This window comes from Comamonas endophytica (assembly GCF_023634805.2).
In the GTDB taxonomy this organism is placed as follows: Bacteria; Pseudomonadota; Gammaproteobacteria; order Burkholderiales; family Burkholderiaceae_C; genus Comamonas; species Comamonas endophytica.
In genome coordinates this window covers 1809955-1826852 of record NZ_CP106881.1, presented here as the reverse complement: position 1 = coordinate 1826852, position 16898 = coordinate 1809955, and the positions used below count along the sequence as shown (strand labels likewise).

Here is a 16898-nt window from a genome sequence, read left to right as displayed (position 1 = left end):
CTTCCCAGCAACGCGTATTTGCCCATACCGCTTTCAGGACTGAAGCTCAGGTGCCCTCGTGATGCCGTCCATTGCCATTGCTCGACATGGATGGTTCGATCGCCCTTTTTCGCTTGTAACCGGGTTACACGCCTTGCCTGCAGCGGAACACCTCGTTGAATTTATTTGAACAATCCAATGAAATCAACGACTTAGCAAAACCAACCGATTTTCCCGGCAAACCCTCCACAGATGTTGATAAGAAACTGTGGATAACTTTCCCTCCCTGGTTCATCTGCCACTGCTTTTCCACATTCCTGCACGTGTGCGTCCAGCTACTGCGGGTTTTTCCTGCATCGAGCCCCGAAAGAACCGAACTTTGCGCTTTCCGGCGCCTTTGTGCAAGGCGGATTCGCCTGGAGACGCTCCCGGCGCGGCTTGTCCCAGGAACTCTCCCGGTTGTTCATTTATTTCACTATGAGAAATTAGTCGTAGTAGTAGATGCGTCCATGCGCTGTGGATAAGTATCTTTTTCCCTGGAAAAACAAGGGACTCCGATTCCAGGAAGTCTGTGCGCCGCACCCTGCTGCGGATGTACTGCAAAAGTGGATAACTTCGCTAAATTGGCGTTTCCTGTGGATAAACAATGCGTTGATATTTAGATATCCACAGAGTGTTCGTGCGTTGTTTTTTCCACTGATTTGGAGTGTTTGCCCTTTGTTCAACTAGTGAGTTAGCTATCAATTTATGAGTGAATAACTTTTTTTATTGCGGATTTTTTCTGTCTGCATGTCTGCTGTGTTCTTTTTTTTCCGTGGAAGTTGAAGGCCAATCGGTTTGGCAACGAGACTTGCCCTGCCGAAAATTTGGGCATGGTTGTCATTCCTAGAAGTTCTATTTATGCATAGTGGTAGTAGTAGAGCGCCACGCGTTCTGTGGATAACTTGATATTCGTGCGATGAATCAAGCACTTGCAGTTCATCGAAGTATGTGTCCGAAGCACCGCTGCTGCTGCAACGCTTTTGGGCACAACTTCGCGGTCGATGCGCGGGCTGTGGATAAGATGAAAGTTGTGCAGAAATTCAACACAGATTTATGCACAGGGTCTGCGGGCATGAAAAAACCGCCCTCGCGGGCGGTTCGTGTTGCAGATTGCCGGCTCTGGTCGCCGGATCTGTGGATAACTACGGTCGGTCAGAACCGGCGGGCGTAGCGCAGCTGCAGGAAGTCTTCGCCCGGATTGGGGTGCTTGATGCCGGCATTTGAATAATGTTCAATTCGCAGCATGATTTCATGCTCGCGCTGCGCACCGAAATTGGCGCCTACGGCCAAGTGGGTGCCGAAGTTGTAACGGGTGCTGAAGTGCTTTTCATGGGACTGGTAGCGCTTGGTCGCCAGCGCCAAGCCGGTCCCCACCTGGGCGAACCAGGCCGATCGACCCTGGTCACCGCGCCAGCGCAGCGTGGGCAGCACACCGAACACATAGGAGCGCTGGCGATCGTCATTGGCCATGCGACTGGACCAATGGCTGGCAAACAGATCCCAGTGCCCCGTGATCTGGCCCGAACCCAGCGCATAACTCCATTGGCGCCAGGGCAGGGTGGCTCCCAGGCTGGCCGAATAGGCATCGTTTTCCGCCACCGCTCCCTGTACGTACCAGCTGGGCGAATGGTCATTGAATACCGGTGCGCCCTGGGCTAGGGCTCCCAAACTCACCAGACCCAGTGCGGTGCCTGTCGTCCATGTAAATACGAAACGCCGAAAATTCTTCAAACGCATTGTGGCAACTCCAGAGGACGATCGATTACTCTTTTATACAAGTGTAGGGAGGTTGAGGCCATTGGCGTGACAGCATTTGTCGCATGATTTGCAGGCTTGCGCTCACTTTGCCCGGCGCAGGACGGGAGCCCAAAAAAAAGCAGGCCCGAGGGCCTGCTTTGCAGTCGTGGCAAGCCGTGATGGCTTGACGCTTCTTCAGCGCGCGGCGCCGGCTGCGGCAGGTGCCGCAGCCTGAGCGGGCGCGTGGTGCTTGCCATGGCCATGCGGGCCGTGGCGCTTGCCGTGCGGGCCGTGGCGCAGGGTCTGCGCATCGAAAGTCTTCTGCTGCGCGGGCGTCAGCGTGGCGTAGAAAGCCTTGGTGGCTTCGGCGCGGCGGTCCGCCTGGGCGTTGCGCTCCGCGCGGCGCTGCTGCATGTGGTCGATGCGCTGCGGCGTCGTGAGCTTGGCAAAGCTCTCGCGGTCCAGATGCTTGGCCGGTCGCACGGGCTTGATGGCTTCGCGGTAGCGGTTCCAGTCGGCTTGCTGGGCTTCGGTCAGCTGCAATGCCGCCTGGAATTTCTGCGCCTTCTCGGCCATGCGCTTTTCATGCGCTGCACGGTCGCGCGGCTGGTGGGCCGGTGCGGTGCGGGCAGCGGGTTCGGCCGCGGGGCCGGTGGCGGCAGGTGCCTGGGCCCACACGGGCATGGCCAGCGCGGCGAAGACGGTGGCGGCGGCAGCGGTGGCAGTCAGGGTGCGTTGGAAGATAGCCATGTGAGGAGTCCTTTCTTGGTGGAGGGACGCTGCAGCAGGGAAACTTCAGCGTTGGATGCCAGTTTGCGCGGCGCTTGTATCGCTGGCGTGTGGAGTGCGTGATGCTGTGTAAAGTAGTGCCAAGTTGCGCTGTGGCCTGCAAAGCTTGCTTTACAGGCGCAGGGCGTGCGGGCCTTGCCGGGCCGGCGCCGCAAGCCATCGATTTTTCAGTCAACCAGTGTGATGTCGATCGTCACCGGGCAGGGCGGGGCACGCCTTCCCTGCTGCATGAGTTAAGGGTTTGGGATGTTCAAGAACATGATCGTGTACCGCATTGCCGAGCAATGGCAGGGTACTTTGGAGCAGGTGGAGGAGGCGCTGGCGCGCACGCCGTTCACCGAGTGCGGCGCCACGCAGGAGCGCTCCGCCGGCTGGGTGCCGCCGCGCGGCGAGGCCGAGGGCGCTTTTGCCGAATCGGTCGGAGGGCAGTGGATCCTGCGCTTCATGAGCGAAAGCAAGATGCTGCCGGCCAGCGTGCTCAACCGCAAGGTGCAGGAAAAGGCCGAGGCCATCGAGCGCAACTCGGGCCGCAAGCCGGGCAAGAAGGAAAAGCAGGAGCTCAAGGACGAAGCCAAGCTCGACCTGCTGCCCATGGCCTTCACCAAGCAGGGCGGCATGTGGATCTGGATCGACCCCGAGGCGCGCTTTCTGGTGCTGGACACGGGCAGCCAGGCGCGCGCGGACGAGGTGGTGACGCTGCTGGTCGACGGCCTGCCGGGGTTTGCCGTGGCACTGCTCGATACGCAGACCGCGGCGCAGGCGGCCATGGCGCACTGGCTGTCGAGCCAGGAGCCGCCGGTGGGCTTCACCATCGACCAGGAATGCGAGCTCAAGAGCGCCGACGAGGCCAAGTCTGTGGTGCGCTATGCACGCCATCCGCTGGACATCGAGGAGGTCAAGGCGCATATCGAGGCCGGCAAGCTGCCGACCAAGCTGGCGCTGACCTGGGACGACCGCGTCTCGCTGCTGCTGACCGAGGGACTGCAGGTCAAGAAGATCACCTTCCTGGAGACGGTGTTCGACGGCCAGTCCAAGGACGATGGCGGTTTCGATGCCGATGTGGCTATCGCGACAGGCGAGCTGAGCAAACTGCTGCCGGATCTGATCGAGGCCCTGGGCGGGGAAGGGCGCACGGCGCTGGGAGAAGGGTTGCCGGCGGCGCTGGAGAAAGCCGCACCCGCCGAGACGCTGGCAGTGCGCGCCGCGGCGGCCAAGGGCAAGCTGGTGGCGGTGACGGGGCCGAAGGAGGCGCCGGAGGATTCGGATCCGGAATCGGCGCCGTTTTAAGGCGTTCGCACGATGAAAAGGAGCCGCTGGATGCGGCTCTTTTTTCCATCTGGAGGCTGGCCGTCCATCCTTCGACAGGCTCAGGACGAACGTAAAAACCGTTCGCCCTGAGCTTGTCGAAGGGTGAAGGACCTGTCCTCAAGCCTCGTCAAACTCTGGACGAAAGTTCCTCGAGCAAGGTTCATTCACACCCGCTCGAACACCGCCGCAATCCCCTGCCCACCCCCGATGCACATCGTCACCAGCGCATAGCGCCCGCCCGTGCGGTGCAGCTCGGCGATGGCCTTGGTCGCGATGATCGCGCCGGTCGCGCCCACGGGGTGGCCCAGGGAGATGCCGGAACCGTTGGGATTGACCTTGGCCGGGTCCAGGCCCAGTTCCTGGATCACGGCGCAGGCCTGGGCGGCAAATGCCTCGTTGGCTTCGATCACGTCCATGTCTGCAATCTTCAGGCCGGTGCGCGCCAGCACCTTCTGCGTGGCGGGCACGGGGCCGATGCCCATGTACGCCGGCTCGACGCCCGCATGCGCATAACCGACCAGGCGCGCGAGCGGCTTGGCGTTCAGGCCGGCCAGGCGCTCGCCTGCGACCAGCACCATGGCGGCGGCGCCGTCGTTGAGGCCCGAGGCGTTGCCAGCGGTGACGCTGCCTCCCTCCTTCTGGAACGCGGGCTTCATGCCGGCCAGCACTTCCAGCGTGGTGGCGGCACGCACATGCTCATCCGTATCGAAGGTCACCGTGCCCTTGCGCGTGGCGATTTCCACGGGAACGATCTGTTCCTTGAAGTAGCCCGCGGCAATGGCCGCGGCCGCGCGCTGCTGGCTTTGCAGCGCCAGCTGGTCCTGCTGCTCGCGGCTGATGCGGTAGCGCGTGGCGACGTTCTCGGCGGTGATGCCCATGTGCATCTTCTGCCAGGGGTCGTGCAGAATGCCGAGCATGTAGTCGATGCTTTTCGCATCGCCCATGCGCGCGCCCCAGCGCGCGGCGGTGTCGAAATACGGGCCGCGGCTCATCGATTCGGAGCCGCCGCCGATGGCCACGTCGCAGTCGCCCAGCGCGATGGCCTGCGCCGCCGAGACGATCGCCTGCAGGCCCGAACCGCACAGGCGGTTGACGTTGAAGGCCGGGGTCTCGATGGGGCAGCCGGCATCGACGGCCGCGACGCGGCTGAGGTAGGCGTCCCGGGTGTCGGTGGGAATCACGTTGCCGATGACCACATGGCCGACGGCCTGCGGCTCCAGGCCCGAGCGTTCGATGGCGGCCTTGACGGCGGTGGTGGCCAGCTGGGTGTTGGGAACGTCCTTCAAGCTGCCGCCAAAGGTGCCGATGGCGGTGCGCGCGCTGCCGACGACGAAAATCTCGCGAGTGGTCATAGCTGATCCTGTGGATAACTTTGCAGTCAGCGGCCGGTGGAACGGGCAGGCTGCTTTGGGAGGAATGCGTCGGTGCCGGAGCGCAGGCCTTGCGGCTGCGCACAGGCGCCGACGCCATTCATTGTGCTTCAGGCTATGGAAAAGGCCTGTCGCCAGCGAGGCAGGGCATCAACGTCGAAGGATGGCGTCATTGGCTGGGCAGGTCCCCATGAACAGGGGATCGAAGGCCCTCGTCTGCCCCCGCCAGATCATCCAGGATCGGGCATTCCGGCCGATCGTTCCCCTGGCAGCACTGCACCAGCGACTGCAGGCTGCGCTGCATGGCCTGCATTTCGGCAATGCGCTCGGCAAGGCGCTGGATGTGGAGCTGCGCCATTTGCTTGACGCTGGCGCTGGCGCGCGCCTGGTCCTGCCACAGTCCCAGCAGGGTGCCTATTTCCTCGATGGAAAAGCCCAGGTCGCGGCTGCGGCGGATGAAGCGCAGCGCCTGCACCTCCGCCGCGCCGTACTGGCGATAGCCGCTGTCGCTGCGCGCCACGCGTGGCAGCAGCCCCAGGCTTTCGTAATGGCGCAGCATGCGCGCCGACACCCCGGCGCGGCGCGCGGCTTCGCCGATGGCCACGGGCCAGCGCTCTGTGGAAGAGGATGTTGGCGGCATGTGGATAAGCTTGTTGGGCCCTTGTGCAGAGTGTGTGCGAAGCGTGTGGGCAGCGCCCTCAGGCCACCTCGTAGCCTGCCTCGTGGATGGCGGCTTGCAGCGCCGCACGCTCGGCCTTGCTGTCGACTTCCACGCGGTTCTGGCTGCGGTCGATGCGCACGCCGGCGCCGGGGTCGGTGCGCTGCAACGCCTGGGTCACGAGCTTTTCGCAGTGGCCGCAGGTCATGCCCTGGACGTCAAATAGATGTTGCATGTCGATTCCTCCTGTGGATAAGTTCAAGGTCCGGATGGCCCAGGGATGCCATGATGAACCTTGACAGCATGGCAAGGTCAAGAACCCGGTTATCCACAGGGTGGAACGAAGCGGCTTGACCTTGACATGGCGTCAAGGATTAACCTCGGCGCATGAATACACCGTTGTCACCTTCCTCGGAATCCATTGCCAGCGTGGACTTTGGCGTTGCCGGCATGAGCTGCGCGAGCTGCGTGGGCCGGGTCGAGCGGGCCTTGCGGCGCGTGCCCGGCGTGGCCGAAGCCTCGGTCAACCTGGCGACCGAAAGCGTACGCGTGCAATGGCAGCCCGAAGCCGGGCAGGACGCCGAGCAGATGCAGGCGCGGCTGAAGCGCGCAGTGCGCGATGCGGGCTACGAGCCGCGTATCTTGTCCACCGGGAGGCCGCAGCAGGAGCTTTCTCCCTGGACTGGCTTTGCGCCGGTGGCCATCGGCCTGGCGCTTTCACTGCCGCTGGTGCTGCCGATGGCTGGCATGCTCTGGGGCGCGCACTGGATGCTGCCGGCCTGGCTGCAGTTCCTGCTGGCCACGCCGGTGCAGTTCATCCTCGGGGCGCGTTTCTACAAGGCCGGCTGGCATGCGCTGAGGGCCGGCGCGGGCAATATGGATCTGCTGGTGGCGCTGGGGACCTCGGCCGGCTGGGGCCTGTCCATGTGGCTGTGGCTCACGGCCGCGCCGGGCACCGAGGCGCATCTGTATTTCGAGGCTTCGGCGGTGGTGGTCACGCTGGTGCTGCTGGGCAAATGGCTGGAAGGGCGGGCCAAGCGCCAGACCACCGAGGCGATCCGCGCGCTGCACGCGCTGCGCCCCGATACCGCGCACCTTCTGGGCCGTGACGGCGAGGTCGATGTGCCGGTGGCCGAAGTCATGGTGGGCGACCGCATTGTCGTGCGCCCTGGCGAGCGCGTTCCGGTCGATGGCATATTGCTGGAGGGCCAGACCCAGGTCGATGAGTCGATGCTGACCGGCGAGCCGCTGCCTGTTTCACGTGAAACAGGAGACGCGCTGACCGGCGGCTCGATCAACGGCGAAGGCCGCATCGTGCTCGAGGTGCGCGCCGTGGGCAGTGAAACCGTGCTGGCGCGGATCATCCGGCTGGTCGAGGACGCGCAGGCCGGCAAGGCGCCGATCCAGCGCCTTGTCGACAAGGTCGCGGCGGTGTTCGTGCCGGTGGTGCTGGGCATCGGGCTGTTGACGCTCGTGGGCTGGCTGCTGGCGGGAGCGCCGACGGAGCAGGCGCTGATCCACGCGGTGGCGGTGCTGGTCATTGCCTGCCCCTGCGCACTGGGCCTGGCGACCCCCACGGCGATCATGGCGGGCACGGGCGTGGCGGCCGGGCGCGGCATCCTGATCAAGGACGCGCAGACGCTGGAGCTGGCGCACCGGGTCGATACCGTGGCCTTCGACAAGACCGGCACGCTGACCCAGGGCCGTCCGCAGCTGGCGCATTTCATGGCGCAGCCCGGTGCCGACGAAAACGCCTTGCTGGCCCGCGTGGCCAGCGTGCAGGGCGGCAGCGAGCATCCGCTGGCGCGCGCCGTGGTGCAGGCGGCCGAGGCGCGGCGGTTGGAGGTGGCCGCGCCCGAAGCGGTGCGCGCTGTGCCGGGACGGGGCACCGAAGGCCGTGCACAGGGCCAGGAGCTGCTGATCGGCAGCCTGCGCTGGATGCAGGAACTGGGCGTGCCCGGGCTCGATGCCGCGCCCTGGGCGCCGGCGGCTGCGCAGTGGCAGCGCGATGGCGCGACGGTCTCTGCGGTGGCGGAGCGCGGTGCGGACGGCCTGAAGCTGCGCGCTCTGCTGGGCTTTGGCGACGAACCCAAGCCCGGTGCAGCCGAGGCGCTGGCGCAGCTGCGCGCGCGCGGGCTGCGCACGGTCATGGTCTCGGGCGACAACCGCGGCGCGGCGCATGCCATGGCGCGCCGCCTGGGCCTCGACCCCGACCGCGGCGAGGTGCTGGCCGAGGTGCTGCCGGCCGACAAGGCGGCGCGGATCGCGCATCTGCGCGGCGCAGGGCAGGGCGGTCATGTGGTGGCCATGGTGGGGGATGGCGTGAACGATGCGCCGGCGCTGGCGGCGGCCGATGTGGGCCTGGCCATGGGCAACGGCACCGACGTGGCCATGCATGCCGCCGGCATCACGCTGATGCGTGGCGACCCCAGGCTGGTGGCGCAGGCTTTCGACATCTCGCGGCGCACGGTGGCCAAGATCCGGCAGAACCTGTTCTGGGCCTTTGCCTTCAACGTCGCGGGGATCCCGTTGGCGGCATTGGGCTACCTGAGCCCCGTGGTGGCGGGAGCGGCGATGGCGTTGAGCTCGGTCATGGTCATGGCCAATGCCTTGCTGTTAAAAAAGGGGGCTTCACCCCGCTGATCAAGGGAGTCGCCCATTTGACCTCTGGCAAACTGCAACATTTTGTTCCTGCCGGTGGACTTTCGTCCTCCTGCAGTTTGCCCATCAGGGAGAGGACGGAGATCATGAAAGTTTTGGGGCTCATGCGGATGCTGACCATCCGCACGCGGATGATTGGCGCGATAGTGATGGTTCTGACGCTGCTGGCGCTGCTCGGAGGTGCAGGAATGCTGGGGATGCTGCGCATCCACGACATGAGCCAGCAGTTCATCGAGCAGTCGCACACCAAGCTGCGCCATCTGGTCGAGTTGCGCCAGGCCATGGGCAATGTGCGCCTGGCCGAAAAGGACATGATCATCCAGTACGAGCGTCCTGAAGCGGTGCGCAAGGCCATGGGTGAATGGAACCAGGGTCTGGAATCCGCCAAGAGCATTGGCGGCCGTTTCCTGGCGGGCCCCGAGGATGCGGACAACGCCGTGGTCAGCAGCGTGCTGGCCCGCCTGGACAGCTACAAACAGAAGTTCGAGCATGTGGCGCGCCAGCTCGAAGCCGGCGGTTATGACACCGCCACCATTGCCAACCGCATGGGCGCCAACGCCATGCTCGAGTTCGCCGAAGCCGACAAGACCATGGTCGAGCTGGAGAAGCTGCTCAATGCCCAAGTGGACGACCTGATCGCGCAGGAGCAGGGCGTGGCCGACCAGACCCAGTGGCTGTTCGTGCTGGCGGTGCTGATCGCCATCGCGCTGATCGTGCCGCTGACGCTGCTGAACATGGTGTCGATCTGCCGTCCGCTGGAGCGCGTGCGCCAGACGACGCTGGCAATCGCACAGGGCGACCTGTCGCAGCGCACCGAAGTCGAGGGCCGCGATGAGGTGGCCGACCTGCAGCGCGCGCTCGAGCAGATGCAGGACGGCCTGAGCACCATGGTGCGCCAGGTGCGCGATGCCAGCGGCAACATTGCCACGGCCAGCCAGGAAATCGCCTCGGGCAACGAAGACCTCTCCGCCCGCACCGAGCAGACCGCCAGCAACCTGCAGGAGACCGTGGCCTCGCTGTCGCAGCTGACCTCGACGGTGCAGCAGACCGCATCGTCTTCGCAGCTGGCCAACCAGCTGTCGGCCTCGGCTTCGGGCACCGCCACGCAGGGCGGCCAGGTGGTGCAGCAGGCCGTCGTGAGCATGCAGGAGATCACGGCATCGAGCCGCAAGATCGGCGACATCATCGGCCTGATCGACTCGATCGCCTTCCAGACCAACATCCTGGCCTTGAACGCCGCCGTCGAGGCCGCGCGTGCGGGCGAGCAGGGCCGCGGCTTTGCCGTGGTGGCCGGCGAGGTGCGCAACCTGGCCCAGCGCTCGGCGCAGGCGGCCAGCGAGATCAAGGTGCTGATCCAGAGCAGCGAGCAGGCCGTGGGCGGCGGCGTGCGCCAGGTCGAGGACGCGGGCAAGGCGATGCAGGAAATCGTCAACAGCGTGCAGCGCGTGGGCGACATCATTGGCGAGATCACTGCCGCATCGGGCGAGCAGTCGTCGGGCATCGGCCAGGTGAACCAGGCCGTGGGCGACATCGACCGCATGACGCAGCAGAACGCCGCGCTGGTCGAGGAATCCGCGGCGGCGGCCCAGTCGCTGCGCGAGCAGGCGGCGCGCCTGGCCCAGGTCGTGAGCCAGTTCCGCCTGGCCAATGACGTCGGCATGATGCGCTCGGCCGTGGGCTATGCCGCCGGCCAGCCCATGCGCCAGGAGCCGCAGGAGCCCGCGGAGCCCGCGCTGGCGGCTCCGGCGCCGCGCCGGCCGCTGATCGAGGCCTGATCGGCCTTCCGCGCTCCGGCGCCGAACGCAAAAAAGCCCCGGAGCTGCAAGGCCCCGGGGCTTTTCTCATTGCCGCGGCAGCTTATTTTTCCGCGTAGCTGGGGTAGTCGGTATAGCCTTCGGCGCCGCCGCCGTAGTAGGTGCTCTGGTCGCCGGTGGCCAGCGGCAGATCCTCCTGCAGGCGATGCACCAGGTCCGGGTTGGGAATGAAGGCCCGGCCAAAGGCGACGATGTCGGCCTGGCCGTTGGCCACGGCTTCCATCGCGCTGGCGCGGCCATAGCCGTTGTTCACCATCCAGGCCCCCTGGCCGCCCGCGTCGCGGTACGCCGCCTTCAGCGCCGCGTAGTCGAACGGACGATCGGGCAGCTCGCGCGGGCCGCCGGTCGCGCCTTCGATGATGTGCACATAGGCCAGATCCAGCGTCGCGAGCTCGCGCACCACGTGCTCGAACAGCGGCTGCGGATCGTCTTCGGAAATGTCGTTGGCCGGTGTCACGGGTGACAGGCGGATGCCGGTGCGGTCGGCGCCGATGGCATCGGCCACGGCGCGGGTCACTTCCAGCAGCAGGCGCGCGCGGTTCTCGATGCTGCCGCCGTAGGCGTCAGCGCGCTGGTTGGCGCCGGTCTTGAGGAACTGGTCCAGCAGGTAGCCGTTGGCACCGTGGATCTCCACGCCGTCGAAGCCCGCGGTCTGCACCGCATTGCGCGCCGCGACCACGAAGTTGTGGACGATTCCCGGCAGCTCCCCGGCATCCAGCGCGCGCGGCTGCGCGGTGGGCGCGAAATGGCCCTTGCCGGTCTCGGCATCGATCAGATAGGTCTTGGACTTGGCCGCGATGGCCGAGGGCGCGACAGGTGCCTGCCCGTCCGGCTGCAGCGATTCATGCGAGATGCGGCCCACATGCCACAGCTGGGTGACGATGCGCCCGCCGGCTTCATGCACCGCATCGGTCACGCGCTTCCAGCCTTCGAGCTGCTCCGTGCCGTAGAGGCCGGGTACGTCGGCATAGCCCTGGCCCTGCTGGCTGATGGCCGTGGCCTCGCTGATCAGCAGGCCGGCGCTGGCGCGCTGGGCGTAATAGGTGGCGGTGAGTTCGTTGGGGATGGCCTCGGGCGAACGGTTGCGCGTCAGCGGGGCCATGGCGATGCGGTTGGGCAGTTCCAGGCTGCCGGCTTTCACGGGATCGAACAGGGTGGGCATGGATTTCTTTCTGGCGGTTCGGGAAGAAAAACCATAGCAGACCTGCTTCATCCTGTGTGTACGACGCGGCTGACGCAAGGTTTCACGTGGAACATTCCGGGGAGTGGCCTGCCTTGGGACCGTCAACCTCCAATCCGGCATCCTCCGGGGAAGGCGCCGAGGCGGGTTCAAAGGGCCTCGCCTCGGGAACGAGGGGGAGGCGGCGTATAGAAAGAGACCGCTGATTGAACCGTTCGTCCTGAGCTTGTCGAAGGATGGACGGTCACCTCTCCAGTCATTGGTGAAGTCTGGTTATCTGCCCCGTGACCCGGCACCCTTCGACAAGCTCAGGGTGAATGGGGGTGAGCCGTTCGTCCTGCACCTGCCTGGACGGCCCCGTCGAAGGTTGAACCGCCTGGTCTCAAGCTTGATAGCCTAGCTGGTCAGAAAGCGTGATTACTTCTGCCCCTCGATCGCCAACGCCGCCCGCACCGCCGCCCGCTGCCCCATCCGCTCCTGGAACGCCAGGATATTCTTCATCCCGGAGATATCCAGCCCCACGAACTTGCTCCAGCGCGACACGGTGTACAGATAGGCATCCGCCACGCTGAATTCATCGCCCAGCAGATAATTCCTGCCGGCCAGCTGTTCATCCACCCACTGCAGGCGCTTGGCCAGAGCTTCCAGCGCGATCGGCTTGTAGTTCTCGGGCGTGTTCGGCTTGAACAGCGGACCGAAGCCCTTGTGGATCTCGGTGCCGATGAAGTTCAGCCATTGCTGCAGCTGATAGCGCTCGAAGCTGCCGTTGGCGGGCGCGAGCCTCTTGTGCGGCACCTGGTCGGCAATGTATTGCACGATGGCCGGGCCTTCGCGCAGGCGCGCGCCGTTGTCGAGCTCGAGCACGGGCACGTAGCCCAGCGGGTTGATGGCGTAGAAGTCGGTGCCGTCGGCCAGCTTGTGGGTCTTGGTGCTGGCCAGCACGGGCTCGTAGGCAAGGCCCGATTCCTGCAGCACGATCTGGGGCGACAGCGAGCAGGCGCCGGGGCTGTAGTAAAGCTTCATGGTGTCGATCGAATGGTGGTTGCAAACGGCTCCATGCTAACGCGCGGCCGGGTTTCCCGCCTGCGCGCGTGGTGGAGCGGCGCCGGGCGGCGAAAAATGCGCAAAAGTGGGAAAATCGCAGGTTCTCCCGCAGGGGGTGGCTACAGGGGCCATCCGCCGCGCGGGGCGGCGCCCAGGGCGCGGCGTATGGATCACGGCCAGCACGGCCCGGAGTTTTTCATGTTGTATCCCCAGGAATTTGATGTCATCGTCGTTGGCGGAGGCCATGCCGGCACCGAGGCGGCGCTGGCCGCTGCCCGCATGGGCAGCAAGACGCTGCTGCTGACCCACAACATCGAGACGCTGGGCCAGATGAGCTGCAACCCGTCGATCGGAGGCATCGGCAAGGGCCATCTGGTCAAGGAGGTCGATGCGCTGGGTGGCGCGATGGCGCTGGCGACGGACGAGGGCGGCATCCAGTTCCGCATCCTCAACAGCTCCAAGGGCCCGGCCGTGCGCGCCACGCGTGCCCAGGCCGACCGTATCCTCTACAAGGCCGCGATCCGCCGCATGCTGGAGAACCAGCCGAATCTGTGGCTGTTCCAGCAGGCGGTCGACGACCTGATGGTCGAAGGTGACCGCGTGGTCGGCGCGGTGACGCAGGTCGGCATCCGCTTTCGCAGCCGCGCGGTGGTGCTCACCGCCGGCACCTTCCTCGATGGCAAGATCCACGTCGGCCTGAACAACTACGCGGCCGGCCGCGCGGGCGATCCGCCGGCGGTGAGCCTGTCGGCGCGGCTCAAGGAACTGCAGCTGCCCCAGGGCCGGCTCAAGACCGGCACGCCGCCGCGCATCGACGGCCGCAGCATCGACTTCTCGCAGTGCGAGGAGCAGCCCGGCGACGGCATGCCCGGTGGCGTCAACGAAGGCGAGCTGCCGGTGTTCAGCTACATGGGCAATGCCGCGATGCATCCGCAGCAGATGCCCTGCTGGGTCACGCACACCAACGAGCGCACGCACGAGATCATCCGCTCCGGTTTCGACCGCAGCCCGATGTTCACCGGCAAGATCGAGGGCGTGGGCCCGCGCTACTGCCCGAGCGTCGAGGACAAGATCAACCGTTTCGCCGACAAGGACAGCCACCAGATCTTCCTCGAGCCCGAGGGCCTGACCACGCACGAGTACTACCCCAACGGCATCTCGACCAGCCTGCCCTTCGACGTGCAGTACGAACTGGTGCGCTCGATGAAGGGGCTGGAGAACGCGCATATCCTGCGCCCGGGCTATGCCATCGAGTACGACTATTTCGACCCGCGCTCGCTCAAGGCCAGCTTCGAGACCAAGCAGATCAACGGCCTGTTCTTCGCCGGCCAGATCAACGGCACGACGGGCTACGAGGAGGCCGCGGCCCAGGGCCTGTTTGCCGGCCTGAACGCAGCGCTGCAGGCGCGCGGCGACGCGCCCTGGACACCTGGGCGCGACGAGGCGTATCTGGGCGTGCTGGTCGACGACCTGATCACCAAGGGCGTGACCGAGCCCTACCGCATGTTCACCAGCCGCGCGGAGTTCCGCCTGCAGCTGCGCGAAGACAACGCCGACATGCGCCTGACCGAGACCGGCCGGCGCCTGGGCCTGGTGGACGATGCGCGCTGGGAGGCCTTCAGCCGCAAGCGCGAGGCCGTCGAGCGCGAGACCCAGCGCCTCAAGTCGACCTGGGTCAGCCCGCGCAATCTGCCGGCCGAGGAGTCGGTGCGCGTGCTGGGCAAGGCCATCGAGCACGAGTACAGCCTGTTCGAGCTGCTGCGCCGGCCCGACGTGAGTTATCCACAGCTGGTCAGCCTGAATGGCGGCCAGCATGTATCCAGCGATGTTTCACGTGAAACGCTGGGCGAGCTGAGCGCGCCGGTCATCGAGCAGGTCGAGATCGCGGCCAAGTATTCCGGCTATATCGACCGTCAGAAGGATGAAGTCGAGCGTGCCGCGCATCTCGAGCACCAGAAGCTGCCGGCCGATCTCGATTATCTGCAGGTGACGGCGCTGTCCTTCGAGGCACGCCAGAAGCTGCAGAAGCACCGCCCCGAGACCCTGGGCCAGGCCTCGCGCATCTCGGGCATCACGCCGGCGACGATCTCGCTGCTGATGGTGCACCTGAAGAAGGGCGGCTTCCGCGGTTTCGCGCAGAACGCGCAGGCCAAGGGAGAAGCCGCATGAGCGCGGCGCTGCGTCCGACCCTGGAGCAGGGCATTGCCACGCTGGGATTGGAACTGAGCGCGGCCCAGGTCGATCTGCTGATGCAGTTCCTCGCGTTGCTGCAGAAGTGGAACAAGGTCTACAACCTGACGGCGGTGCGCGACCCGCAGGAGATGCTCACGCACCACCTGCTCGACAGCCTGGCGGCGGTGGCGCCGCTGCAGCGCCATGTGCGAGGGCTGCCGCGTGCCGAAGGCGCGCTGGTGCCGCTGCTCGATGTAGGCTCTGGCGGCGGGCTGCCCGGCGTGGTGTTCGCCATCTGCTGCCCCGAGGTCGATGTGAGCTGCGTCGACACCGTGGCAAAGAAGGCGGCCTTCATCCAGCAGGCGGCGGCGAGCCTGCGGCTGCGCAACCTGCACGGCATCCATGCGCGCGTGGAATCGCTGACCGGGCCCTATGCGGTGGTGAGCTGCCGCGCGTTTGCCTCGCTGCCTGACTTCACGAGTTGGTCGCGCCCGGCGCTGGCCGCCGACGGCATCTGGTTTGCGATGAAGGGCAAGCATCCGGCCGAGGAGATCGCCGCACTGCCCGCCGATGTCCACGTGTTTCACGTGGAACAACTGCAGGTGCCGGCGCTCGACGCCGAGCGCTGCATCGTCTGGATGCGCCAGGCCTGAGTCTTTTTGCCGACGCCGCGGCGCTGCGGGCGATGGATGTTTGCAGGGCTCGAATAAACTGACGCCTTTTGGAGCCGGGAATTTACATGTTGGGCGTTGCGGATTACGGGGCGTTTGTCGCTGCCATTGTGCTGTTCTTGATGATTCCCGGCCCGGGCAATCTCGCGCTGATCACCTCGACCGGGCAGGGCGGCGTGCGCGCCGGCATGGCCACCTGCGCCGGCAACCTTGCCGCCGACCAACTGCTGATGTGGCTGGCGGTGGCGGGCGTGGCGGCGCTGCTGGCCGCATACCCGAGCGCATTCACCGCGCTGCAGTGGCTGGGCGCAGCCTACCTGGCCTGGCTGGGTTGCAAGATGCTGCTGGCGCGCTCCGGCACCGCACCGGTGCTGAAGATGCAGCCGGGCCATTACTTCCGCCAGGGCGCGCTGATCACCCTGCTCAACCCCAAGGCCATCGTGTTCTACATGGCGTTCTTTCCGCTGTTCGTCGACCCGGCAACGCACCAGGGCCTGCCCACCTTCGCGCTGATGGCGGCCACCGTGGCGGCGCTCACTTTCGTCTACAGCCTGATCGTGGTGCTGATCACGCGCCTGCTGGCCGATCGCCTGCGCTCTAATCCGCGCCTCGTGCAGATGCTCGAGAAGGGCGCGGGCACCTTCCTCATCGGCTTCGGCATCAAGCTGGCCATTTCCAAATAAGTCATCCGAGGTCCCTATGGCCAAGATTTTCTGTGTTGCCAACCAAAAAGGTGGCGTCGGCAAAACCACCACCTGCGTGAACCTGGCCGCTGGCCTGGCCAAGATCGGCCAGCGCGTGCTGCTCATCGACCTCGACCCGCAGGGCAACGCCACCATGGGCTCGGGCGTGGACAAGCGCAGCCTCGAGCTTACGGTATATGACGTGCTGCTGGAAAACGCCTCGGTGCAGGAAGCCGCGGTATTTTCCGAGAAGGTCGGCTACCACGTGCTGGGTGCGAACCGCGAGCTGACCGGCGCCGAAGTCGAGCTGGTGGCGCTGGACCGCCGCGACAAGCGCCTCAAGGGGGCGCTGGCGGCGGTGGACGCCGACTACGACTTCGTGCTGGTCGATTGCCCGCCGAGCCTGTCGATGCTCACCCTCAACGGCCTGTGCGCGGCCAATGGCGTGGTCGTGCCCATGCAGTGCGAATACTTCGCGCTCGAAGGCCTGACGGACCTGGTCAACACCATCAAGCAGGTGCATGCCAATCTGAACCCGGACCTGCAGATCATCGGCCTCCTGCGCGTCATGTTCGACACTCGCACCACCTTGCAGCAGCAGGTCAGCGACCAGCTCAAGGAGCATTTCGGCGACAAGGTGTTCAACACCGTGATCCCGCGCAACGTGCGCCTGGCCGAAGCCCCCAGCTATGGCGTGCCGGGCGTGGTGTTCGATCCCTCGGCCAAGGGCAGCAAGGCCTTCGTCGAGTTCGCGCGCGAGATGGTGGAACGCATCAAGACGATGTGATGG

General features: G+C 65.6%; 14 protein-coding genes. 7 read left to right on the top strand and 7 right to left on the bottom strand.

Annotated features, from left to right (window positions below):
- Positions 1-1173 precede the first annotated feature (1173 nt).
- Positions 1174-1758 (bottom strand): acyloxyacyl hydrolase, encoded by a 585-nt coding sequence (locus M9799_RS08245; RefSeq protein ID WP_231042919.1) that lies wholly within the window; start codon positions 1756-1758, stop codon positions 1174-1176.
- A 195-nt stretch (positions 1759-1953) separates the two neighbouring features.
- A complete protein-coding gene (locus tag M9799_RS08240) occupies positions 1954-2508 on the bottom strand; it encodes a Spy/CpxP family protein refolding chaperone (protein ID WP_231042920.1) in 555 nt (184 codons plus the stop codon).
- 285 nt (positions 2509-2793) lie between these two features.
- On the opposite strand from M9799_RS08240, the gene M9799_RS08235 reads away from it, so the two are divergent.
- Positions 2794-3834, top strand: coding sequence for a recombination-associated protein RdgC (locus M9799_RS08235; protein WP_231042921.1), 1041 nt, complete (start codon positions 2794-2796; stop codon positions 3832-3834).
- A gap of 185 nt (positions 3835-4019) precedes the next feature.
- Here M9799_RS08235 and M9799_RS08230 read toward each other — a convergent pair whose 3' ends face one another.
- The 3 genes from M9799_RS08230 to M9799_RS08220 all read right to left on the bottom strand — a co-directional run bounded on the left by M9799_RS08230 (position 4020) and on the right by M9799_RS08220 (position 6118).
- Positions 4020-5207 carry an acetyl-CoA C-acyltransferase family protein gene (locus M9799_RS08230; RefSeq protein WP_231042922.1) on the bottom strand — a complete coding sequence of 396 codons (1188 nt, stop codon included), beginning with the start codon at positions 5205-5207 and terminating at the stop codon, positions 4020-4022.
- 187 nt (positions 5208-5394) lie between these two features.
- Positions 5395-5865: a Cu(I)-responsive transcriptional regulator gene (gene cueR / locus M9799_RS08225; protein WP_231042923.1), complete on the bottom strand. Its 471-nt coding sequence runs from the start codon at positions 5863-5865 to the stop codon at positions 5395-5397.
- 58 nt (positions 5866-5923) lie between these two features.
- On the bottom strand, positions 5924-6118 hold the full coding sequence (locus M9799_RS08220; protein WP_231042924.1) for a heavy-metal-associated domain-containing protein: 195 nt from the start codon (positions 6116-6118) through the stop codon (positions 5924-5926).
- A 152-nt stretch (positions 6119-6270) separates the two neighbouring features.
- Here M9799_RS08220 and M9799_RS08215 point away from each other — a divergent pair, with 152 nt between their 5' ends.
- Complete coding sequence (locus M9799_RS08215; RefSeq protein ID WP_231042925.1) at positions 6271-8526, top strand: heavy metal translocating P-type ATPase; 2256 nt, start codon at positions 6271-6273, stop codon at positions 8524-8526.
- Positions 8527-8630: 104 nt separating this feature from the next.
- Positions 8631-10319, top strand: a complete 1689-nt coding sequence (locus tag M9799_RS08210) for a methyl-accepting chemotaxis protein (RefSeq protein ID WP_231042926.1) — start codon at positions 8631-8633, stop codon at positions 10317-10319.
- Between the two features lie 82 nt (positions 10320-10401).
- On the opposite strand, the gene M9799_RS08205 is transcribed toward M9799_RS08210, so the two are convergent.
- Positions 10402-11520, bottom strand: coding sequence for an alkene reductase (locus tag M9799_RS08205; RefSeq protein WP_231042927.1), 1119 nt, complete (start codon positions 11518-11520; stop codon positions 10402-10404).
- 435 nt (positions 11521-11955) lie between these two features.
- Positions 11956-12561 carry a glutathione transferase GstA gene (gene gstA, locus M9799_RS08200; protein ID WP_231042928.1) on the bottom strand — a complete coding sequence of 202 codons (606 nt, stop codon included), beginning with the start codon at positions 12559-12561 and terminating at the stop codon, positions 11956-11958.
- A gap of 219 nt (positions 12562-12780) precedes the next feature.
- Between gstA and mnmG the strand changes: the two genes are divergently transcribed.
- From mnmG to M9799_RS08180, 4 genes are all read left to right on the top strand, one after another.
- Positions 12781-14751, top strand: a complete 1971-nt coding sequence (gene mnmG / locus M9799_RS08195) for a tRNA uridine-5-carboxymethylaminomethyl(34) synthesis enzyme MnmG (RefSeq protein ID WP_231042929.1) — start codon at positions 12781-12783, stop codon at positions 14749-14751.
- Positions 14748-15407 (top strand): 16S rRNA (guanine(527)-N(7))-methyltransferase RsmG, encoded by a 660-nt coding sequence (gene rsmG / locus M9799_RS08190; RefSeq protein ID WP_231042930.1) that lies wholly within the window; start codon positions 14748-14750, stop codon positions 15405-15407. Before mnmG ends, rsmG begins: the two co-directional genes overlap by 4 nt.
- Before the next feature lie 86 nt (positions 15408-15493).
- Positions 15494-16108: a LysE family translocator gene (locus tag M9799_RS08185; protein ID WP_231042931.1), complete on the top strand. Its 615-nt coding sequence runs from the start codon at positions 15494-15496 to the stop codon at positions 16106-16108.
- A gap of 16 nt (positions 16109-16124) precedes the next feature.
- Positions 16125-16895, top strand: a complete 771-nt coding sequence (locus M9799_RS08180; protein WP_231042932.1) for a ParA family protein — start codon at positions 16125-16127, stop codon at positions 16893-16895.
- Positions 16896-16898: the final 3 nt, after the last annotated feature.